This window comes from Runella limosa DSM 17973 (assembly GCF_000482465.1).
GTDB classification, from domain to species: domain Bacteria; phylum Bacteroidota; class Bacteroidia; order Cytophagales; family Spirosomataceae; genus Runella; species Runella limosa.
The window spans coordinates 145699-169526 of record NZ_KI519424.1; the positions used below are offsets into that span (position 1 = coordinate 145699).

16 protein-coding genes and 1 pseudogene are annotated in these 23828 nt (G+C 45.0%); 5 read left to right on the top strand and 12 right to left on the bottom strand.

Features of this window, described 5'->3' with window-relative positions; all coding sequences use genetic code 11:
* Positions 1-76: 76 nt before the first annotated feature.
* From K339_RS0122190 to mog, 9 genes are all read right to left on the bottom strand, one after another.
* Entirely contained in the window at positions 77-3004 is a 2928-nt protein-coding gene (locus K339_RS0122190) for a glycoside hydrolase domain-containing protein (RefSeq protein WP_028525567.1), read from the bottom strand.
* Positions 3005-3066: 62 nt separating this feature from the next.
* Positions 3067-4815 carry a right-handed parallel beta-helix repeat-containing protein gene (locus tag K339_RS34475; protein ID WP_051398169.1) on the bottom strand — a complete coding sequence of 583 codons (1749 nt, stop codon included), beginning with the start codon at positions 4813-4815 and terminating at the stop codon, positions 3067-3069.
* Positions 4816-5136: 321 nt separating this feature from the next.
* A complete protein-coding gene (locus K339_RS34480) occupies positions 5137-6597 on the bottom strand; it encodes an endo-alpha-N-acetylgalactosaminidase family protein (protein ID WP_051398170.1) in 1461 nt (486 codons plus the stop codon).
* A gap of 90 nt (positions 6598-6687) precedes the next feature.
* Positions 6688-7191 (bottom strand): DUF5018-related domain-containing protein, encoded by a 504-nt coding sequence (locus tag K339_RS0122205; RefSeq protein WP_051398171.1) that lies wholly within the window; start codon positions 7189-7191, stop codon positions 6688-6690.
* A 26-nt stretch (positions 7192-7217) separates the two neighbouring features.
* A complete protein-coding gene (locus K339_RS0122210) occupies positions 7218-8999 on the bottom strand; it encodes a RagB/SusD family nutrient uptake outer membrane protein (RefSeq protein ID WP_037301595.1) in 1782 nt (593 codons plus the stop codon).
* A gap of 19 nt (positions 9000-9018) precedes the next feature.
* Positions 9019-12435, bottom strand: a complete 3417-nt coding sequence (locus K339_RS0122215) for a TonB-dependent receptor (protein WP_051398173.1) — start codon at positions 12433-12435, stop codon at positions 9019-9021.
* 160 nt (positions 12436-12595) lie between these two features.
* On the bottom strand, positions 12596-13687 hold the full coding sequence (locus K339_RS0122220; protein ID WP_028525571.1) for a FecR family protein: 1092 nt from the start codon (positions 13685-13687) through the stop codon (positions 12596-12598).
* A gap of 79 nt (positions 13688-13766) precedes the next feature.
* On the bottom strand, positions 13767-14375 hold the full coding sequence (locus tag K339_RS0122225; protein WP_051398174.1) for an RNA polymerase sigma factor: 609 nt from the start codon (positions 14373-14375) through the stop codon (positions 13767-13769).
* Between the two features lie 520 nt (positions 14376-14895).
* Positions 14896-15417, bottom strand: a complete 522-nt coding sequence (gene mog, locus K339_RS0122230) for a molybdopterin adenylyltransferase (protein ID WP_028525573.1) — start codon at positions 15415-15417, stop codon at positions 14896-14898.
* Between the two features lie 100 nt (positions 15418-15517).
* Between mog and K339_RS0122235 the strand changes: the two genes are divergently transcribed.
* Together K339_RS0122235 and K339_RS0122240 are read left to right on the top strand one after the other, a co-directional pair.
* Entirely contained in the window at positions 15518-15934 is a 417-nt protein-coding gene (locus tag K339_RS0122235) for a Fur family transcriptional regulator (RefSeq protein WP_028525574.1), read from the top strand.
* Between the two features lie 92 nt (positions 15935-16026).
* Positions 16027-16989, top strand: a complete 963-nt coding sequence (locus K339_RS0122240; RefSeq protein WP_157607701.1) for a hypothetical protein — start codon at positions 16027-16029, stop codon at positions 16987-16989.
* Between the two features lie 212 nt (positions 16990-17201).
* Here the strand turns inward: K339_RS0122240 and K339_RS36170 are convergent, their stop codons facing one another.
* Together K339_RS36170 and K339_RS36175 are read right to left on the bottom strand one after the other, a co-directional pair.
* Positions 17202-17855: a hypothetical protein gene (locus K339_RS36170; RefSeq protein ID WP_051398175.1), complete on the bottom strand. Its 654-nt coding sequence runs from the start codon at positions 17853-17855 to the stop codon at positions 17202-17204.
* Positions 17852-18271 (bottom strand): annotated as a pseudogene (locus tag K339_RS36175) (DUF4136 domain-containing protein); the annotation flags it as partial. The gene K339_RS36170 and the pseudogene K339_RS36175, both read right to left, overlap by 4 nt.
* 579 nt (positions 18272-18850) lie before the next feature.
* On the opposite strand from K339_RS36175, the gene K339_RS0122255 reads away from it, so the two are divergent.
* The 3 genes from K339_RS0122255 (at position 18851) to K339_RS0122265 (ending at position 22428) form a co-directional block, all read left to right on the top strand.
* Positions 18851-19525 (top strand): response regulator transcription factor, encoded by a 675-nt coding sequence (locus K339_RS0122255; protein WP_028525576.1) that lies wholly within the window; start codon positions 18851-18853, stop codon positions 19523-19525.
* Positions 19522-20784 carry a sensor histidine kinase gene (locus K339_RS34495; protein WP_051398177.1) on the top strand — a complete coding sequence of 421 codons (1263 nt, stop codon included), beginning with the start codon at positions 19522-19524 and terminating at the stop codon, positions 20782-20784. Before K339_RS0122255 ends, K339_RS34495 begins: the two co-directional genes overlap by 4 nt.
* 114 nt (positions 20785-20898) lie before the next feature.
* Entirely contained in the window at positions 20899-22428 is a 1530-nt protein-coding gene (locus K339_RS0122265) for a Do family serine endopeptidase (RefSeq protein ID WP_028525577.1), read from the top strand.
* Positions 22429-22498: 70 nt separating this feature from the next.
* Here K339_RS0122265 and K339_RS0122270 read toward each other — a convergent pair whose 3' ends face one another.
* A complete protein-coding gene (locus K339_RS0122270; protein ID WP_028525578.1) occupies positions 22499-23824 on the bottom strand; it encodes a DEAD/DEAH box helicase in 1326 nt (441 codons plus the stop codon).
* Positions 23825-23828: the final 4 nt, after the last annotated feature.

Below are 23828 nucleotides of genomic sequence, written 5' to 3' on the forward strand. Positions count from 1 at the left end.
AAACAGATTTACTCCTTTACTTTGTCCATAAGTTCTTCTACCTTTAATGCGTTTAACCTGTACTTTGAAGCGTTTTTTATTCAACAACCAATAAAAAGCCCTTCGTCGGGGCAATTTCCAAAAAGTCATCTTTGGAAAAAGACTGTCCCTGTTGGAAATTTTGAATGGTGGAAATTTTAAATTTTGCCTTTGCGGGATCCACACCAATGGCTTTCCAGTCTATATTCAGCTTTACTTTTACGGTTTCGGGTGCCCATGATGCCACCGAAATAAGGGTTTTGCCTTGGTGAACATACGCCGTTGCCAACACTTTTGGGTTGTCCGTTTTGACAGGACAATTCTCCTCCCAATAGCCGCTCATTTGGGCATGGGCAATATCGAACTCATCCCAAATTCTCCAAATATCGCGCGGGTCGCAACTTACGCCTTCCGTAAACCACGGATAGCGAACCGTCATACCATAAACCATGCCTCGCCACGGATTTCCGCCGCTGTGTAGCATATCGCCCATGTGTCCAAACGGCATACCCGATACTTCGACCATCCAGTTTTCGGGCGACATTTTATCGTAGTTAAAGCTTTCGCCAAACCATAGTTTATTGATATACGGAAAGTACTCGATGTATTGATTGGCGGGGCCTTTTGAAAAACCCGTATTGGAGTGCAAATCAAGCAAACAACCTGGTTTGACGGCGTTCATCACCTTCCGCATTCGTTTTAGCATGGTACGGTCAAAGGCCACATCATCAAGGTAAAGTCCGTCAATGTCAACGTTTTTGACCAACCATTGGAGGCCGTTGATGTAATAATTGTACCACCTCGATTTGCCGCCCGTCCGAATCGCCGCGTCGCATTCTTCGTAACCATTGATTTTGTTAAACCATTGCACATCATAATGCTCCACCAAATGCTCTCGCAACCACGGAAATCCTCCTCCTTTACCATCGGCAAAAATTTCATCGCCCAAACTCCGCAACGCCCACAGTTCAGGAAGTTGGTTGGTCAATTCTCGAATCGTGTAATAAATCTTGACCTTTAGGCCCTTGCTATGCCAATAGTCCACAAAGTTTTTCATGCTATCGACCGCGATAAAGGGATAATTGATGTACGGATTAATGGGGTTGGCGTGATGAACGTTGGTAATTTTGATGCCCGACGCCAAATCTTTCAACGAAGGCGCGGGCTTATTCCCATCGTGGTAATAGCGGTTCGTAAATTGGTCATACGTGTCTTGTTTTTTGACGGGAGTAAGCAAGAGACGAAACCCAAAGTCAAGGCTTTCTCCTGCTTTCATCGTCCTTTGCCCCGAATAAGTGGTCGCAATGGCTTGATTTCCAGTGCTTGACACCCGAAAACCTCCTTTGTTGTCATTGTACCAAGACGAAGGAGGCGCTGGATGATACAGATTCAATAAAGGCCCCGTATAGTCGGCCCCCAACATCTCACACTGTAGTCCCGCCTTCACAGAACCAATCCAATACGAGTCCTGTGGGCCTTTCCATTTCCATTGGTAATCAGCGGGACAAAAGCCTCCAGGCAGTCCCATGCCCATAAAATAAGTTGCATTGGCTTTCTCGACAGGAATCTCCAACCGAACGTCCTTTACATTCAGCGATATTTCTGTTTTTAAGCGAATATTGTAGAGCAACGTTCCGTCAAACTCCATGCTTCCATCGCACTGAAGATTGAATCCTCGACCTTTTCCTTCCGCCACCCACGAAACCACGCCTGTATTGTTTTTGGTAAATCGAAGGGAGGAAGGAGTAATTTTTTCTACTCCCGCCTCCGTTTCGATCACAAACACTAAGGGGTTACGTAGCAAGTGTTGTTGATTGACCCTCATCGACTCAGGAAAACCCGACTCATTGAGCGACACTTCGCCCATGAGGTATGAAATCTTTTTTTCGATTCTTTTCAATGCCGTATAAGGGGCAACGGGTTGGTCATCAATGCCTAACGTTGAGTTTAACCAACGCAGTCGAGAATGCCGCCACGGCTCGCTATCCCCTCGATCAGGCAGCTGTTGGTTGATCACATCTATGATGACTTTTATCGTTTGCGGTGCTTCATTTTCGGCAGAGATTGTCACGTCAAATGACTGTTTTCCCAGTTTTTCGGTAGGTGACATATCCACGCCAAACCAAAGCGGCTGGACTTTTCCTTGGGCTACGTCCACTTTTTTAGTAAACGGATGCCCGTCGGCGTCGATGCCTCCTGTGTTGAAACAGGTTACTTTATTACTTCCCGAAAACGTCACTTTGAGGTTTTTCAGCTCCATTTTAGCCGCAAAAACGGCAATCTGGAACGCGTAGTATTCGTTGCGTAATGCCTTACCATTAAACACATTGGAAGACTTTTGCGCCACCCAACGATAGGGTATATTTTCGGTCATTCGAACGGGAAACTTTCTATCTTCGGGAAAAAGTAGGAAATTTCTGTTTTTATGCTCAATCAGTGCCGTTCGCTCCGCTTGGGTTGCGCCCACTTCCATCGGATAAAAACTGTCAAAAGCTGTCCGTGATTCTATTTTCAGCACGGAGGCTTGCGGAAGCGATTTTGCCTCAAAATCGTGGGCCAAAAGTCGATGTTTTTCGACCCATGCTTGGTTGGGTTTGTTCTCAGGGGTTAAATACTTTCCATCCCACCAGCCCACGTTCTTTTTTCCCGCAAAAGGCATGTAATACACGTAAAAATTCCCCGCGTGGGTCGGTTCAAACACAAACTCACCGCTTTCTTTTTCTATTCTAATCCGATGAATGTTCGTTACTTCTTTTCCATTTTCATCAGTGATTAAAAGGCGTTTTTCTTGGGGGTTCGCATCTCTTCGACGCCATTGGATTTTTGTATAAACGGCCTCCGCAGGCTGAGAAACGTTGATGACAGCGCGGTGATTGCCATAGTCTTCCTGCCAGGGCGTAGCGGCTACGGCATAGGGGTGAATTTGTGCTTGCAGTGTTCCGAAAGCGAAACACAAAAAAGTAAAAAAGGGTATGATTGATTTCATGAAGGCGTGGGGTTATATCAGACCTTCCAAGTTTTTAAAACTTGGAAGGTCTATTAAGGCTATTACCAATCCATTTTTACGGACGATTTATCCATGTGCAAGGTAGCCAATACAGGCTTCCAATCAGCGGGAAAGGCATTGTCGATGAGGGTTACGTCTTTGCAGGCATCCAGTTGAAAATTGGTTTTGTCAGCCGTAAACTCTACCGTTTTTGACGAAATGATTTTGTTATAACGAAATACCAATCCATCCACACTTTTAGCTGAAAGCAAGGGCGCTACCGAAGTTTTGAAAGTATTATTTTCAATGAGAATGTTTCGATGCACATAAAAACCATTGACTAAATCGTGGTTTTCGGGGGCAATTGCAATCACATAACTACCTGGTATTGAATTATATCCGCATTCTTCAAACACATTATTACGAATCACTACATCTTGTACGGGGCCTGACTCAAACCAACTGGCGGCATCGTCAGCAATGAGAATGGCGTGCATTCCTGTTTTGTAAAATTGGTTGTTTTCAATCACCACTTTACGGCGCGTGGTCATCAAAATCCCGCGCGTATTGGTCCGTTCAAAACGACAGTTGCGTATCGTCACTTCGGGCGTCCAAGTGAGGTTTTCGATGCATTGCCCCACCGCCACATTGGCAGCAAAAGGTTTGTCGGTTTCTATTTCCATCTCCCGTTTGTTTTTCAAGACGGCGTTTTTCAGTTTGGCATAAGCGATGGGTTGCAACGTTTTTGGGTTCACAAACGCAATGCTGTCCCTTTTAAAAAATGCCTCAAAACCGTACGTTTGGTGGTGCATAAACCGCACCGTGAGTTTGTTGGAACCCGTTTTAGCTATAATCTGCAAATGCGTTCCGTGAACATTGATGGGGTCATCGTGCGCACCTGAAGTGAAACAACTGTCAACCAAGATTTTGCCCTTACATCCCGAAAAATGAAAACAGTCGGCAAAGGCACTGATAATCCGCCCCGATTCGAGACGAGGCGCCACGTTGACTTTTCGGATGGTGATGTTTTCGGAAAACTGCGATACTACGCCCAATCCGTGCATGTAGTGCAAATTGATGCTATGCAACAACACATGCTGACTAAGCGTGATAAATCCACCGCAATTGTCGCGGTAGGTATCACGAATCGACAGCCTCTCCCCTGCTTTTAGTTTCATTTTGGAAAAATCTCCCGTAAATACTACCTCTCCTCGTTGTTTTTCTTCCACTTTGCTCTCCAAAAACGCCCTAAACGAGCTGTATTTCATGGTTTGGTCGGTTTCATTGAAAACAATGGTGTGGTGATTGTTGCTTTTCCAACCTTCTCCGTAAAAACCAAATTTTCCATTTTTGATAAAATAACGCGTGTCAGGATGCAGCTTGGCTTCTACTTTGGTGGGCGATACCGACGTCAGTAACAACTCGCTCATGGTAGGCCGTTCGTAGTCAAAAGAGAGGTTGCGAATGGTGATGTTTGAAGACTTAAAAAGGGCAAAAGCTACCATTTTTCCATGCAAGTAAATCTGCGTTCCGTTGCCTTCAATCGTCAGGTTTTTGAACTCTTTCAGCAAAAAAGCGACGTTTTTTACCTTCGGTAAGGTATCATTTTCCGTGCTGTTTGAAATATAAATTTCCTGTTTATAAGCACCGTCGGGCCACAAATCCAAGCGCCCACCTGGCAATACAAGCGTGGCGTTTGGGAGTTTTCGGCACTGTTCAATGGCTCTAACAAGTGCGGGGCTTGCGTTTTCGTAGCTGTCGGGCTTGACTCCAAAATTGCTTAAAAGTACCTGCTGTTGGGCAAAAGTCATTTGGCAAAGACACCGCATTAAACACAAGCCGAGACACTTTATTTTATGGTTATTCATGGGTTTCAGGTAGGATTTTTGTTGTTCTACCGAACCGTCGGCATCCATTTCGAGGGAGTTAATCCCCTCAAAATGAACACCTCGACTGTACGGATAATATCGTCGGGCAATACGCCAAATTTCGTCACTGAAATTTGGCTAAATGAAAGAAAAGTGTGGATAAAGAAAACTGTAATTAGTATAACGCTTCGTCGGAAAGCCATAGAAAATAAAATTGAACACATGAAAATAATAACAATCAGGTCTGAAACTGCCCATAAGTACTCAATCAATCAAAACGGCTTCGCCAGCGCCAAGTGTCAGCATGACCGAATTGGCTTCTACTTTTACCTTTTTTGATAATTTTAGTCCCTCTGTCGTTATCAAAGACACCGAAAGTTGATTTTTCCCTTGAAAAGAAGACGGAAGTTTCCAACGGCGATTTTGGTAGCCGTTTTTACTGTATGCAACCACCGAGGGCTTTTTCAACCACAAGGCAGGCACAAAAACATCTTCATTTTCGGCCAAAACGGCCTCACCAGCTACCAGCGTATAGGCGTTTTGTTTGAGCGTTGTGCTGGTATTCTGAGAAAAATGAACCGATTTTTGGGAGGCATTATTGACGAAAAACTTTCGTTCGAGGCGGTTCAAATAATACCAAATCAGGGTTTTAGTGCAAAACTGCGGTAAAAATCCCGTCAATTGTCTTGGGTCTTTCACTACTACATCCTCTCCGTGCATACTTGTCCCAAACAGCTTTCCCCATTCGGAATTATCTTGCCCACCGCAGTAGTAATTTGCAGGCCACTTCAAGTATTTATCCAAGCCCGTAAACCACCAAGCCATTGGCTGATAGCCCTCAAACGACGATTCGCGTAGAAAATCGACACCCTCGCAGGTAACATCAATTCCTTTGGAAGCCCAGTAAAGAAAAATCTTGCGCTGTGCCGCCGTTTCGTCTTCTACTGTATTACCCAAAAACGGACTAATTGGGCCCTTGTCCAGCGTTATTTTGTATTTTCCATCGACTAGTTGTGGCACAGGCGGCCACGTATGGAAAGCATCAATATGAATGGTTTTGGCATGTTGAATCGGCAACATTTGGCACAGTTGATCGATACGTTTTTGGGCAAAGCCCGTCTCCCATTCACGCGCTAAACTAATCGGATAGCCCCATTCGCAGGCCCGCAGGGTTCCGTCGGCGTTACGGGCAATGATGTTATTTTTTACGTAGGTCTCCCACAAAGGGCTGTCTTCGTACGCATCAAACATATTGATGTGGAGGCTCACCACCGTATGGTACTTGGTAGCTTCTTCCATCAACCATTTCAAACTTTCCAAGGCTGTTTTGTCTTCAGGGCGTTTTAGGCGCTCATTTACTTCAAACCACGCGGGGTATTTGGAATCATGGCCGTTGTATTGCCAACCCACGAGATAGACAATTTTAGGAATCCCAAGGGTCAACTTATCCATTTTTTTGATGACCTCCAGTGCTTGTGCAAAAGTCAGCGCCACCTCAGAAGCTCCGTTGTCTTTCCGTTTAAATTTACCATCATACAAGGCTTGCGACAAAAACAACTTCATCGTTAAGGTTTGGTCGTAGCGATGTTTTGGTTGAATCACAGCTTTCAAATCCGTCGGATAACTGATGTGAATCGTGTCTTTTTGCTGGGCTAAACCCGCCCCAACCGCCAGTTGAAGCGCTAAAACAAGGTTAAAAGCTTTCGATTTAGTAAAGGATAACACTGTTTAAAATAACGTTTTGGGTGAAAAATAAGGGAGAAGGAAAGCTCCCTCCCCCTTCAGTTGAATCAAATCTACTGAATCTATGGGAACTTAATTGTTAAAATTGCCAATCTTCACTACCCAAACGCGGCTATCACCGTTGGCTGCCGTGATTTTGTACTTACGCGGTTGGGAAAAATCACCTGGCAAACCTGGCTGCGGGGCACCTTCCAAGGGCTCCATGGTAGCAGCGGGCGAAATATTGGTCATCAATACCAATCGGCTTTTAGACACTTTGACTTTTTCTTCGGCCGTAAATGACCCCGACGCCGCAGGTACCGTTACGTTGAAAATCAACGAATCAAGCGACGCCCCAGCCGTACTTTCTTTCCGCTTAAATTGCTTTTGGCTGAGGGTCAACGTTACATTTCGTACCAAAGGACTTCCACCAGAGGTTGCTTTAGAATCCTCGAAACGATACTCCATAAAAACCTCCGTGATAAGGGCATCCTTAAATTTGGGCAAGTTATCTTCCAGTCCATATTTGAGGCAGGAAGACAAGCTCAATGCCATTCCAAGAATCATCAAATACTTCATTTTATGTATTGTTTGCATTGTCTTTCTCATTTATTTGTAAACGTTTACCAGTTAGGATTTTGCGTCATCGCCCCGTGGCGTACAATTTGCGAATTTTGAATCGGCAACAAGTAACGGCGCGTTTCGTCAAACAAACGCTGGTCATTGAGTTGGAAATTAATCACTTCGATGCGGTAGCCTTTGCGTGTTGCGTTGATTTCCATGTACGTCGGTTTTTCCAAAAATTCAGCGATTTTAGCTCCAGGAGCCGCGCCTCCGTTGGCACTTCCACCGTATTTCCCCCAACGCAACAAACTCCAGTAATAATCTTTTTCCTTAAAAAGCTCTACCCTACGCTCCCGCTTATAGTCTTTCCAAGCATCTTCGGCGGTTGTAGCCGTCGATGGAGGCAAACCTCCGTGGCTTTGGCGAGTAATGTTAAGCGTCGTCACAGCCTCCGCAAATTTGTTTTGCATCAGCAGCGCCTCCGCTTTGTTCAAATACACGCGCCCCATTCGGAAAATTACCCAGTGATAATCCACAGGCGTATTGTAAAAAGGCCGTGGAGACACGTTGTAGATTCCCTTACGGAAATAAGCATTAGTGATTTGGGTACAACAGCCCGAGTTCAGGCTTCCTTTAATCATTCGGTTTAGGTTTCCGTTGCGGTTGGTTGTCACCAATTCGCCGTACCAAGCCGTTGAATCATACACAATCGACGCCGCCAAGCGCTTATCGCGGTTGTTATAAATGATATTATTGATGCTTCCCGAACCCGTCACTACGGCACTGTCGAGGAATGGTGATTGTTTTTTGGTTACATTTTTCAAAAACTGCGACGACTGATCCCATTTCACCGCTTTAGAAGGGTTGGCGGCATCAATGACCAAGTATTCGTCGATGATGTTTTGGGTAGGTGAATATTTCCCCCAATCCTCAAATACTTTGTCCAATTTAAACAGTGGCGTAGCGTTCCGCAATTTTAGGTCGTCGTTGTTCACGTTGGGAATCGCTTCTTGCATATCAGCAATGTTTGATACGACGGTATTGGACTTATCACGGTAAGTCGCCAGTAAGATTTCGGGTGAAAATCGCGCTTTTTCGTTAAACATTCCTTCGTAATCAGCTTCCAATGGCTTGCCCGTTGCAATGACGGCGTTGGCCGCGTCAATGGCTTTTTGGTAATAGGTATTATCGCCCGTGTAAGCCGCCGCTTGCAAAGCTGCTTCGGATTTTAAGGCATACGCCGAAGCCTTAGACGCAAGCCCCGCTGGCGACGAAGCAGGCAGGCCAGCAATCGCGTCGTCTATATCTTTCATAATCAAGTTATAGGTTTCAGCGATGTTGGCCGTTTGAGGCAACGCGTAATTCGTTTCGTTTTCGGTCAATACTTTTTCCACCCATATTACCCTTCCAAAACGGCGCGCAAGCCAGTAGTAGGTCATGGCCCGCAAAAATTTACCATGCGCTACCAATTCTGCCTTATCTCCGTCGCCCAAGGCAGTTGAAGCCGTTGCTTTTTCAATGATGAGATTACAACTACGAATTTTGCTAAATTGGTTAAAACCGTAATCGTCGTCTCGCGTAATTGACTCTCTTGTAAAGGCGTTTCCATCACTTTGAATGACATTACTGGTTCGAACTTCGTCCTCAACGGTGTTGGTATATAACCCTAACACTGATGAATATACGCCGTTGACAAAAAGCATGGCGTTGCCCTTCGAGCTCCACACCGATGTCTCGTCAAATTTGTCAAACGGTCGGGTATCGTCCAATTGCTTACAAGAGTAAATACCAACACAAAGGACTGTTAGTATCAAAACTATTTTTGTGATATATCGTTTCATTGCTTTCAGTTGCTTTGAGTTAAAAACCTAGATTTACCGATAAGGCATACACGCGTTGCGACGGGTAGTCGTAGTTGTTGTTACTTCCCGTTTCGGGGTCAAGTCCGTATTGCTTTATCTTCGAAAACGTGAGTAAGTTGGTCGCGCTCAACGTCACTCTCAGGTCTGAAATGAATTTTAGGTCTTTGGAAAGATAATTTTTAAAGTTGTAGCCTACCTGCAAGGCTTTCAAGCGCAAGTAACCCGCGTTTATCACCCAAAAATCGGACGTAACGGCATTGTGGCCACCGTTGACGGCTGCGCCCGAAATCAAGCGCGGGAATTGCGAATTGCCTGCTCCTGGCTCCCAGTGGTTTTTGGTTTGAAACTCGTAGCGGATATTGGTTGAATAATTACTCTGGATGACGTCACCTAAATAAATACTTCGCTTACCGCTGCCTTGCCAAAGCATGTTCATAAACCAGCCTCCGTACGTTAAATCAGCCGTAAAACCGTACGTTACCCGTGGAAATGCTGACTTTCCTACTCTTCTAAAGTCATCGCCGTCGATTTTTCCGTCGCCATTTACGTCTCGGTAAATAATATCACCAGGCGCAACGATTGAGGCCATTCGGCGCGGGCTGTTCATGATGTCGGTAGAGTTTTGGTACAAGCCTGCCGACAAATAAGCCGTTTGTAAGAACCCAATTTGATGATACGAAGTTGTATTTGGGTTTTTGAGCGTTGTGCTGTCCTCGTTGGGGTTTACTTCCCAGAGTTGGTCAAATTTCACAAAATTTGAGCCCAACGTATATTTCAACTTCCCAATGTTATTGTTGTATTTGACCGTAAAGTCAAAACCTGCTCTTCTAAATGCACCGTTTGATTTGCGGGTTGGCAAAGCCGTTCCAAGGGGGTCGGTATAGCCCACTCCCGAAGGAGAAGCCAAGTAGCCCGTGGTACGCAAGTAAAAATAATCTAGGCTGCCGCTGAGTTTATTTCCCAACGTTCCAAAATCAAAACCTGTGTTGAACGATTGTTGGTCGTACCAACTGATGTCGGGGCTTGGGATGCTCGGGGCATTGAGGCTGGGTTGAAGCACGCCACCTACCACGTAACCACCGCCTGTGGAGTAACCTGGTACATAGGCAAAGCTACTCACGCCTGAGTTTTGTCCAACGGAGCCGTACGATATTCTAGCTTTCAAGAGGTTAACGATATTTTTTTCCATCAAACTTCCCATAAAGTTTTCGTGGGAAATGAGCCAACCCAAGGCTGCGCCAGGAAAAAATCCTTTTCTTTTTCCTGCGGGAAACAAGTCGCTTCCATCGTATCGAAAACTTCCTTCAAACAAATATTTCTCTTTGAAATCGTAACGAACGCGTCCCAACCAACCATTTCTAACGTTTTCAAAACTAGAACCGTTGTTGATAGCCGTTGACTGCGGCCCCGCAAAAATCTGGTCAATCCCAAACACGTAGGAGTTACGCCCCGTGCTGAAATTTTCGTTGTAGCCGTAGGCTTCTTCGTAGCCAAACATGGCCGAAACGTTATGGCTGCCAAACTTTCGTTCGTAGTTTCCAAACCCTTGCAATACATAATTATAGCCCGTTGTTGTCGAAACCGAAAGGTTGGGCTGGTTCGAGCTGGCGGGTGTTGAGCTACCAATAGCATATTGGGGCGCTGTGATGTTCCATGATTTACCAAAAGCCTGCACCTGACTTAAATTCCCGTTGGCCCGAAACGACAAGCCTTCTACACCTGGCACTTTCCAGTCAAGGTTCAACAAAGCATTAAGATTGCGGTCTTGGTTACGAACATAACCACTACGCGGGTCAATTTCGACAATAGGGTGATCTCCTTTGTTGGCGTATTTTGTACGTTCCAAATCCGCATAAGCTTTGTCGGTAGGCGGGGCATTTTGGATGTGACTCCACACCGCAAAATAACCACTCCCATAGCCGCTTGCATTGTCGCGGCGGGTTTCGTCCACCCCGTAAATAGTCATGCTGGTTTTCAAGCCAATTTTGGCAAAATCCCCCGTTAAGCTCAAGCGATAGTTATATCGTTTTAGCCAGTTGGTGTTAAATTGATACAACGTTCCTTGGTTCAAATAGCCCAATGAAGCATAGTATTTGATTTGTTCATTTCCTCCGTTGAGCGACAAATTGTGGTGTTGCTGCGGAGCAAACTCTTTCAATACGAGCTTTTGCCAGTCGTTGTTTGGGAAATTGAGGGGATCGGTTTGGTCGCGGTATTTTTGAACATCACTTTCCGAATATCGCCCCTGATTACCTTCTTTTACATCCACTTGATTTACCAACGACACCAATTCGTACGAGCTGATTTTGCGAGGCAAATACGTAGGCTGCGACAAATCTTGTCCAAAGTTGTAGTTGATAGAAAGTTTTTTGTTGTTTCCTCTTTTGGTCGTTACTAATACCAAGCCATTCCCCGCCGCTACCCCATAAATCGCCGTAGCGGGGCCGTCTTTTAAGAAAGAAATGTTTTCGATGTCATTGACCCCGAGGGTTTGAAACTGAAATTCGGTAGAAATAATGTCGTCGATGACATAAACGGGTGTACCACCTCCCCTGAGCGAAATCGAAGGTTTTTTCCCTGGCCCGCCCCCGCTGTTGGTAACGATGATTCCTGGAATACGCCCTCCCAAGGTTTCTCCTACCGAAGAAGCCCCAAGGTTGGTGATTTTTTCGGCCTCTAAGGTCGAAACAGACGTAATATTTTTTTCCTTTTTAATGGTGCCATAACCCACCACTATCACCTCCTCAAGGGCCTTGGTGTCGGTTACTAGCGCTACCTTGATGGTGGTACGATTATCAATCAAGACTTCTTGGGGTTTGTAACCGATGTATGAAAACACCAAAATCCCTTTGCCATCGGCAACGCTAATTTCGTAATCACCATTGGCGTTGGTGGTTGTCCCACGGGTAGTTCCTTTGATTGTGATGCTTACCCCTGGCAGCTTTTCCCCTTTTTCGTCGGTGACGGTGCCTTTTACGCCCCAATCCACATTCGCAAGAACTTGCGGTTTGGACGATTCTTCATTTTCGTATAAAAAACCCGTTTTCGAGCCGATTTCTTTGCGTAACACAATTTTTTTGCTCACTACTACATACCTAATACTCAGCGGCTTGAGCATCTTGGTGAGTATTGTAGAAAGCGATTCGTTTTTTTCGCTCACACTTACTTTCTGATTGAGATTTAACGTGCGCGAATTGTACGAAAACTTGACGTGGGCTGTTTTTTCAATTTCAGACAACGCACTTTCGAGGCTCACGTTGTTGAGAACAAGCGTCACTTTTGAGTCAAGCATTTCTTGCCCTTTCGCGGGCGTGGCCATTGCGATTCCCACAAAAACAACAGCAAGTATCATTTGAAACACCGATATTTTCACGATCTGAAAAAGGAGCCGTTGGTGAATAAAACTTTTTTCCATACTTTTGATTGTTAATTTTAATACTATTAGACTGGTATTGACATGACGTTCCCGCCCTTTGCAGAGGGTTGAGGAAAACTAGAAGCGTTGGAATGTTGCAGCATTTCGACGCTTTTTTTTGCTACTTTTTTTAGTGCATAGACAAGGGTTTAGGGGGTGGTTAGTTACATCCGGATGAAATAATTGTTACCTGATTTCCATTCATTTCGTAGCGTGTATCACTTCCTAAGCTTTCACAAATAATCTTTAGCTTTTCGGGAAGCGGTTCATCACTGAGGGATGTCGTCATGTAGCAATCTTTCAATTTTTCTTTTGGGTATTCAATTTTGACCAAATACGCTTGTTCGATGGTCGTAAAAATCTGCTCTACTGGTATATCGCGAAACTCAAAGCTCAACTGTTCGATGGTATTGGTTGAGGCGATAAGCGGTTTGTCTTGGGTAATGTCCAGGATTTTTTCAAACGAAAGGTTGTTCCGCACAAATCTTGCCGCTTGGTTGGGCAAAAGCATAATTCCTTCTTTGGTATCCGCTTCTATTTCTTCGTTGGGCATCACTTTTACTTTTCCCGTACGTACCAACACTTCTACGTTGGGCAGAGAAGGATAAGCGATTACCCGAAAACTCGTCCCATAAACTTTGGTCACGACTTCGTTGGCATATACATAAAAAGGTTTGCTGGGGTTTTTGCTAATTTCAAAAAAAGCCTCTCCCGAAAGGTAAACTTTCCGTTCGTTGCCACTAAATTCTTTGGGATAGCTAAGTTTACTTTTGGGCTGTAATAAGACCGAGCTGGCGTCGGCAAGGGTAATAAGTTGCGGCTTATTGGAATTATTGGTTTGTTCTATCAACCCTTCGGTATCTTTCTCCACCAAGTCTTTATAAGTAATGACCGCCTGAGCTGGATTTTTTTGTACCAAAAAATAAGTCATTGCCGCTGTTCCAACAAGCAACACCGCCGCCGCTACTCGAAACCAACTCATTTTCCAAATTGGCTTCTGGACTTGTTGCGTCTGTATTGCTTCCCAAGTATCCTGTAAGCTTCGCTGTATTTCTTGGGCCGAAAGCTCGGTTTCTTCTATTTTCATTGACAAAACCCATACCCTGGCTTCGGCGACTAATTTCGCCCTTTCTGGACTCTCCAAGGTCCATTCTTCCCAATGTGTATGGTTTTCCTTGAACCTGACCCATCGCTGGAAAGATTCGTCGGAAAGAAAGTCTTCAACTTTGGTGTATAAATCGCGTGGTTGCATCTGAAAATTAATTTCAAATGCAGAGAGGACAGCAGGTTTAAAGAGTACTCACTTGTTTAGATTTTTTTTTGAAAAAATTTCACAAAGCAAGGTAACCACCGATTAAGAGCAGAGAAATCGAGCCTTTCCACTCCTTACGAAGGTGCAAAATAGCGCGGTGAAGCAGGTTTTTAACCGACTGATGATTGATTTCTAGTACCTCAGCGATTTGCTCCAGGGATAAGCCTTGGTGGTATCGAAGGTATAAAGTTTCTTTTTGGCGAGGTGGTAAGGTATTGAGAAGTTGATTGAGCTGGCGAACTTCCAACTCCAACGTTTCATCGTTTATCATGGAATGCTCAATCGAAAACTTGAGCGAAAATTCAAGGTCTTCCAATGGGGTCGTTTGCCGAAAAATGCGGTCTCGTTCGTACAACCGCGCGATGCGTTTGCGCACACTCGAAAATAAATAGGCTTTTACCACCACTTCATCACTGAGAGAATGCCGATACAGCCAAATATCCACAAACACATCCTGAACGCAATCTTTGACTTTCTCGTGCGATGGCATTAAAGTCTTGCCATAATTTACCAAAGGATTCAAATACTTCTCAAACAGCGCAGAAAAGGCGGCTTTGTCGTCAGCAATCAACTGATTCCAAAGCTTCAAATCGCTTATGATTTCGGTATTTTTTTGAGGAAGAGGCACCTAAAATTATCCTTTTGGTACTTTTATGAGCAAATGTAGCATATTTTTAATACAAAAAAGCAAGCCAGTATGATTTTATTTAATATATTTTATTAAACAAAGACCATATATTATTATATTTTAATTTCTTATCAGGTTCAACGCATTAAAATCTAGAGTGGCTATTGATTGCTCCAGCGAGGCTACTTTTTTAATGCGTTTAACCTGATTTTTTTTAAAGTAGTTGAGCAAAAGTTCCAGAGTAATTCAAAGTAGCCTCGGTAGAGGCGCAACATTTGTAGTAGCAGAAAGATATTTTTTTAATTTTTGCTTCGGACGGGGCCGCCCGAGCAGAAGCATAACCTATTGCTTTGTTATGCTTCCGCACAGGCGGCCCTGTCCGAAGCAAAAGAATTCGAACTCTATGTACGAATTTCTCTACTCTACAAAGGTTATGCTTCGCCGAAGCAAAATAACCTACTAATGCACTAAAATTTATGCGCAACTACTTAACTTTCCAAGGTTCTAAACCTTGGAATGGTTATTTAGGCCGAAACACCTTTATGACGGCTTCGTTGGTTTCCAAAAACGGCCCGCCAATCAAATCAATGCAATACGGAATGGCAGGAAAAACGACATCTAAGCACTGACGTATCGCCGATGGTTTTCCTGGCAAATTGACAATCAGCGTTTTACCCCGAATCCCTGCCGTTTGTCGGGATAATATGGCCGTGGGCACGTACTGCAAACTCACCTGCCGCATCAGTTCTCCAAACCCAGGCATAATTTTATGGCAAACGGCCTCGGTAGCTTCGGGAGTGACATCGCGGGGTGCGGGGCCCGTTCCACCGCACGTCACGACCAAACAACAACCCTCTTTGTCAGCCATTTCGACAAGGGCTTGACTAATCAAATGTTGTTCGTCTGGAATGACACGATACACAGGCTCCCAAGCACTGGTTAGGTATTCGTTGAGCGTTGACACAATCGCCTTCCCTGGAATGTCTTCATAAACGCCCGCACTGGCGCGGTCTGAAACGTTAATAATGCCTATTTTAATCATAATGGAACAGTTTGTTTATAGCAACCGTTTAAAAAGAAAGCCCATTCAGTTCGGTAAATCCGAAGGTAACTTGATAAATTTGGGCAAAAATAACAAGGTCATGAATACTTTCGCCAAAGATACCCTGCGATTACACGAATTACGCCATACAAGCTGCCGTGAAGATATTTTAGAAATTTTACAAAACCGCGCTTCTGCACTTTCGCACGGGGATTTAGAAAATGGCTTAAAAGACCGCTACGACCGCGTTACCATTTACCGTACCCTAAAAACCTTTGTTGATAAAGGCATTATTCATAAAGTTTTGGACGAAGATGGCCTTCGTTATGCCTTGTGCAAAGATGCTTGCCAAGAACATAATCACCACCACGACCACGTTCATTTTAAATGCCAAATGTGCGGTAAAACCACTTGTTTGGAAGATATTCACGTTCCGTCTCTGGCCTTACCCGCAGGTTTCAAATCCAAAGAAGTAAATTTATTGATTCAAGGTACTTGTTCGATTTGTAATAAGTAACTTTTACCGTTAACTAAAACAAGTTGATTTTCTGAGCATTAGCAGCAATTTTTGTCGTAAAGAATACCCTCACTTCAAATTTCTACACGACAATGAAACAGTTATCCATGCTAACCGCAGCACTTCTTCTTTTGAATGTGCTTTCTCTGAATGCTCAGTCCATTACCCTCACGCCCAACACAAATGGCAATCCCCAAGAAGGCCGATTGTATTATGATAATTCGGCAAAAGAACTTCGGTTTTGGAATGGGTCGGTGTATGTCCCAGTTGGTAACTCGGGTAGCCCAACGCCAGGTTGGGTCAATTCGGGGGCAAATCTCTACAATGCCAATACGGGCAATTTGGGCGTAGGCACCGAATCGCCTACCTCAAAACTTACGATACGTCATAATTTCTCTAACATCCTGTCACTTCAAAACCTCAACGCGTTAAGCACGGGGTTGACTAATTCTATTTTGTTTGGAGGCAGTAACTACACTACTGGAATTATCTCCACCATTGGCACCTCTAGTTCGGCAGCCCGCATGGCTTTTTCAACGGGCTATTCGTTTTCGGGGGGCGTTTTCAGCATGCAAGAACGACTGAGCATTGCCAATGATGGAAAAGTAGGGGTCAATCAACCTTCGCCCCAAGCAACGTTGGATGTGGGTGGAAGCATTCGTTTTTCGGGGAGTAACCCTGCGGCGTTTGTAGTAACGGCAACCTCAGGAGTCAATACCTATTCCTCACTGCCGTTTTCGGGTTCACCTACCTTAATCACTGCCGCTGGGGGCAAATGTTACGCCATCAGAATCGACCACCCGATGTGTAACAATAACGCCAATGCTATTTTGATGGTGACTGCCCAGGTGTCAACCTTCGGCGGGGTGCAATATAATAACGGCTATTGGTACTTGATTCCCAGCAGCAACGAGCGCTACACCGTTGGACGGTTTAGCGCTCGTCTCGGTTGTAGCGACACAGCGGCTTGCGTTGATGCCCTTTTTATTGGCGACCGAGAGTCGGAGTATTTTTTTAACGGGAATAAATTCAATGTGCTGATAATTCAGAATTAACCAACAACGGTGATTTCGGTTTTGAGAAACCTCATTCGCCAGATTTGAGAATCTGGCGGCACATCGCACGAATCTGGCAGCACGTCACGTGCGGTTATACGTGCTGTCGGTTACTCATCACCTACAAAAAAGGTTTCTCAAAACCTTGGCTTTATTCGGTTTTGAGAAACCTCTTCCGCCAGATTTGAGAATCTGGCGGCACATCGCACGCATTAATGACGACCGCCTCGTCCGCCACCGCCTCCAAATCCACCTCGGAATCCTCCACCTCCATAGCCATAACTTCTTGGCGCAGAAAATGACTGGTACGACTGACGAGTTTGGGGTCGTGCTTGATACGTCCGTGCTGATTCTGTGCGGTAGTTTTGGCGCCCCATATTTCCCGCCGACATACGAGAGCTGGAAGGACGTGGCATGTTTAAGATACGATTTTCGGGAGAAAAACCAGACCGATGAGCGTAATAACCAGCGGGGTAACGACGCACATAAAAAGAGTTATTTAACCAAGGACGTCGAATGCCTTGATTAAGCATGACGATATAGGCCGAATTAAGGTTTATTCCAGCATACATACTTGGCAAAAAGGCCGATGAAGCCCAAATACCCGCATTGTTGTACCAAAATAGTTGAGACGACAAGTCGTAATACATGCCGTAATCGGGCAAATAATAGTACTGGACACCTGCTACGGCTGCTCCCTGCGGAGCCCAAGTGGGTGGAACATAACTTTGGTACGTTGTCCCAGAAGCGATGGTGTATGTATTAGGGGAACAAGAATCGAGCGAAATAAGCGTTACGAAAGCCACTACGCCCACGCCGATTGTTCTACGTATCCATTGAAGCGGTGTGTGTTGCTGCGTTTTCATGACAATGTTTGTTTTAATGGATAATACTTAGTGAACATTTTACGAACACTCGAATTAATTTGATTTTGAATACGGTTGATTTTACCACTGAGCGTTCCCTGTGCTACCCCTTCCCAAAGTACTTCTTTGGTTTTGGCATCCAAAATGTCAATTACCAATGTTCCTTCGGTGTATTGGGTTTGGTAAGGGTAGCCCCCGCCCCATCCCATCATTCCATACGGATAAAAACCTCCCCAACGTCCCCAACCTCCGAAGTAGGGATAAAAACCTCCTGTGTAGTTTGTGCGGCGTTGTTGCTGGGTGTAGGTATGAAATTGAATAAGGACATCAGGAGCGTCTTCGTCTTCTTTCATTCCCCGAGTGATTAACTGCGTACCCACTGATTGCTTGACGGTGGCCGAAAGCAAATCGCGGTCAGGGCTATCATCCCGAAAACCACTGACCCCATTTTTACGAACTTTTTCATTGTTTTCTAGCTATTAATTGGGTTATTTTCTACACCAAAAGAATACCATGATTCTGTAGAAAATCTGTAGAAAACTGTATTTCACCGTATTTTTTCAACTTTTAACAGGTTGAACGCATTAAAAAAGTAGCCTCAGCGAGGCTAAATCTTAGTAGAAAAAGGTGCAAAGGCCATCCAAAAGCCCCATCGGGGTGACATCTTTCACCGAACGTCGGCCGCCCCGATGGGGATTGGAGGGGGATTTCATTCATTTTTCTACTAAGATGTAGCTCCTCTGGAGCAATCAATAGCAAGAACTTCTTGACCGCATTCATCTGCGCTAATCAGCGAGTAAAACTTTAATATTTCAACTTTAGAGAAGGGTTGACACAACACATTGGCCTCAAAACGCGTATTTGTGTTTATAAGAATATTTCGTAGAACCGATGAACCCATCACTACCCAACTAACCAACTTTCTAAGTTCATCTCCTGTAAGCCCCCAACCCACCCAATACGTTTGTTGAAGGGCATTTACACCACCAAATCCTATGAAAATCTTAATCATCGAAGACGAAACCTCCTTAGCCCAACCCTTACGCGAATACCTCACGGGTGAAGGCCACGTATGCGAATGGGTAGCGACGTTCCAAGCAGCAGAAGAAAAAATCGGGGTCTATGAGTACGATTGCGTACTGGTTGACATCATGCTTCCTGGCGGCTCGGGGCTCGATTTAGTTGACTCTCTCAAAAAAATGCAACCCCACGCTGGCATTATTATTATTTCGGCAAAAAACGCCCTCGACGACAAAATTTTAGGGCTTGAACTGGGCGCCGACGATTATTTAACCAAGCCGTTTCACTTATCGGAATTGAATGCCCGTATCAAATCCATTCAACGGCGGCGGCAGTTTGCGGGAAACCGAGAGATTAAATTTGGCGACATTCGGATTGTACCCGACTCCAAAGAAGTGTGGGTAAATGATTCGGAAATCGTGCTTACCCGTAAAGAATACGATTTATTGATGTACTTGGTCGCCAATGCCAACCGAGTTCTGAGTAAAGGCTCTATTTCTGAACATTTGTACGGCGATGAAATCGACCAAGCCAACAGCTTCGATTTTCTTTATTCACACATGAAGAATCTACGAAAAAAATTATCCGAACAAGGCTGCCCCGACTACATTCAGACCGTGTACGGGGTAGGTTATAAATTTGCGGCATGACACTCATCACCAAAGCCACTCGCTCCTTTTTGCTCGCCTGCATTGCGGCCTTGGCCGTGGGAGGAGTGAGTTGCTTTTGGTTTTTGCACCAAATCATGGACAGCGAGGCGTCTGACCAGTTGCTCCACGAGAAGGAACAAGTAGAAGCTTACGTCAATGAAATTGGTTTTTTACCCAAGCGTTGGTTTTCGATTTCGGACAGCCTTTGGGCAGTTCGTACGCATCCTCCCGTCCCAATCGTCATGAGCGATACGGTGTTGTTTAGTACGGTACAACAAGAATATTTAGCGTACCGCCAACTCAGTTTTGGAATTGCTACCCTCAACGGATACTACCAAGTCAACATTCGGAAGGCGCTTTACGAAACTCAAGGGTTGAAACAAGCGTTATTGTGGGCCTTTTCGGGGTTGACGATTCTATTGGTAGGTTTACTGTTTTTTATCAACTATCGTCTATCCCGTAGTTTGTGGAAACCCTTCTATCGTACGTTAGATACCCTCCAAACCTTCCAATTGGCTCAAAAAGAGCCGTTGAAATTTCGCCGAACCAGCATCACGGAGTTTCAAACACTACAAGCTAATCTCCAAAAATTGACCAATCAACTGCGGCAAGATTACCAAAGCCTCAAAACTTTTACCGAAAACGCATCTCATGAATTACAAACGCCGCTGGCAGTGATTGCTTCCAATTTAGAAATGTTGATTCAAGCACCCAATTTGACTGACAAACAACTCGAACGCATCGGAAACTTGATTGAAACCGTCGGCAATTTGTCAAAAATGAATCACAGTTTATTGCTCTTGACCAAAATCGAAAATGGGCAATTTACCGATGCCACTGACATTGCTTTCAGCACGCTTCTTTCGGAGAAAATTGACCTTTGGCAACCGCTTATTCAAGATAAATCGCTCCAACTTAGTACCCAGATTACCCCAAACGTTCGTCTTCAAATGAATGCTTTTTTGGTGGATGTGTTGCTAAATAACTTACTGGGAAATGCCCTCAAACACAATCAGCCCAATGGAAGCATTACTATTGAGCTAACAAAAACTACGTTAACTATTTCAAATACAGGACCTCAACCCAGCATTCCCGTTGATCAGCTTTGGGAACGCTTTAGCAAAGGTTCTTCCCGCTCCGACTCCGTGGGGTTGGGGCTGGCACTCGTCAAACAGATTGCCGATACCTATTATTTCCTTATTTCTTACCACTTCCAAGACGGTTGGCACCGCGTCCAAATCTCATTTAACATTTCTTAACACTCAGGGCAAAGTTTCTACAGAATCTCTACAAAATCGCGCCGTAATCTTGTTGCATCAATCAGCCACAAAGGCGTTGACAAACGATTCTTACAACCTAAAAAACAAAAAGCCATGAGTCAACATTGGAAACAACTCGCCTTAGTAGGATTAATCTCTGGGGGAGTATCAGTCGGAGCCCTTGAATTGCTCCACCAATCAAGTCAAGACGTTATTTTGAAAGAAGCCCCAACCGCTTCGTTGACCAAGCTCACTTCCGCAGGAGGCCCCGCTGGCGTGCCAGGAGATTTTACCTACGCCGCCGATGTTTCAATGCCTGCCGTCGTACACATTACCTCAACCATCAAGACGAGGGGAGAAAGCGCCCAACAACTTCAGATTCCCGAAGCGTTCCGTGAGTTTTTTGGCGACCGTGCCCCCAACATGCCACAAGGCGGCCCCCAAAAACAGCAAGCGTCGGGTTCGGGGGTAATTATTAGTCCTGACGGGTACATCGTCACCAACAACCACGTCGTTGAAGGAGCCGAAGAATTGGAAGTTGTTCTAAACAATAAACACACCTACAAAGCCAAAGTCATTGGTACTGACCCTTCTACGGACTTGGCAGTGATTCAAATTTCGGCGAAAAACCTGCCTGCCTTGTCATTTGGCAACTCTGACGCGGCTAAAATTGGTGAATGGGTAGTAGCCGTGGGTAACCCATTCAACTTGGAATCGACCGTGACAACGGGGATTATTAGTGCCAAAGGCCGTGGCTTGGGGATTATTGGTCAAAAACAACAAAATGAATTTAGCGGCCCAGCGCGTAAAGGCGACTCTCCACTTGAGTCCTTTATCCAAACGGATGCCGTCGTAAACCCTGGTAATTCAGGAGGTGCGTTGGTAAACCTAAAAGGTGAATTGGTAGGCATCAATACCGCAATCGCAAGTCCAACAGGAAGTTACGCGGGATATTCCTTTGCCGTGCCGTCTAATTTGGTCAAAAAAGTAGCGGGCGATTTGATTAAATACGGCAACGTACAACGTGGTTATTTAGGCATTATGCTCGACGAATTGGACAGCAAAAAAGCCGACGAATACGGCGTAAAAGAAACCGAAGGGGTGTACGTAAAATCGTTTTCTCCCAACAGTGCCGCCAAAGAAGCGGGTCTAAAACCTGGGGACGTGATTTTGAAAGTCGATGGCAACAACGTGAATGCCGTACCTCAATTGCAAGAATTGATTGGTCGTAAACAACCTGGTGAATCGGTAAAACTTACTGTGAGCCGTGAAGGAACAGTAAAAGAGTTTAGTGTCAACTTACGTAACCGTGATGGTGGAAGTCAGTTGATTAAGCCCGATGCCGCAGAGGTAGTTTTAAACGACTTAGGTGTGCAATTGAACGACCTTTCACCCCGCGAAAAGACCGTATTAAAAGCAAACGGCGTTGAAGGTGGCGCCAAGATTGGAGCTATCGAGGCTGGAAAACTTGCCAGAGCGGGTGTTCAAGAAGGCTTCATTATCACCAAATTGAACGGAAAAACCATTCATTCAGTGCAAGAGTTCAAAAACGCCATTGAAGGTAAAAAAGGAACAAGGGTTCAGATAGAAGGAATTTATTCCGATGAGCCTACCGAAAGTTTTACGTTTGGATTTAACGTTTAAACGTAAATTCATGGCTGTGTTAAGAGAAGTAAACGCACTCGGCAGTTTGTCGAGTGCGTTTCTTTTATAACTATCGAGGGCCTTTTTTACCCTCGTTGCGTTTAGCATACCAAGGGCGTTGTCCACTCTTTGCCTTGGCAGCGCCTCCTTGCTCAGGAGCATTGCCCGACGGCTTGGGTCTAAATCTTTGGAAATTGTTTGATTTTTGAGTCGCCGACTGTTGACTAGACTTAGCAACCTCATTTCCAGGCTTCTGACTCTGCGGATACGGGTGTTCTTCGACCACAGGAATAACCTTATCAATCAGTTTTTGAATATCTTTCAACGACTTACGTTCTTCCGTTTCGCAAAATGAGTAAGCCGTTCCCGAAGCTCCCGCCCGCCCTGTCCGACCGATACGGTGAACATAAGTTTCGGGAATATTCGGTATTTCGTAATTGAATACGTGCGCCAACTCATCCACGTCGATACCACGCGCGGCAATGTCCGTCGCTACCAAAACACGGGTGGTTTTTGCTTTGAAGTTGCTCAACGCATTTTGGCGCGCATTCTGTGATTTATTACCGTGGATTGACTCCGCTTTAATATTATGACGCATCAGCACTTTCATCACCTTATCGGCCCCAAATTTAGTCCGCGTAAAAACCAGTGCATTCTCAATTTTTGGGTCTTCCAACAAATGAATCAACAAATTTGCTTTGTTTTCTTTGTCCACAAAATACACCCGTTGTTGAATCAAATCCACCGTAGAAGACACAGGAGTTACCTCTACTTTTTCGGGTTCGTGCAAAATGGTATCGGCCAATTTGACAATCTCAGGGGGCATCGTAGCCGAGAAAAACAGCGATTGACGGCGCGGAGGCAATACCGCAATCACTTTCCGAACGTCGTGGACAAAACCCATGTCTAGCATTCGGTCAGCTTCGTCCAACACAAAAATTTCGAGGTGTTTTAGGCTCACAAAACGTTGGGCCATCAAGTCCAACAAACGCCCAGGTGTAGCCACCAAAATATCCACACCGTTGTGAAGGGCATCCGTCTGGCGTGCTTGTTTTACCCCTCCAAAAATAACGGTATGTTTCAAACCTGTATAACGGCCATAAGAGGCCAAACTTTCCCCGATTTGAATCGCTAACTCGCGGGTTGGCGTCAGAATTAGGGCTTTAATGGCACGTTGTTTCGCATTTCGGTGCAATTGCCGCTCCGACAAAAGTTGAAGTATAGGAATGGCAAAAGCGGCGGTTTTTCCCGTTCCCGTTTGGGCGCATCCGAGCAAATCTTTTCCGTTTAAAACAATCGGAATGGCTTCGGCCTGAATCGGGGTTGGTGTTTCGTATCCCTCGGCCGTTAGTGCGCGGCGAATAGGGTCAATTAATTGAAGTGAGTCAAATGTCATGTAA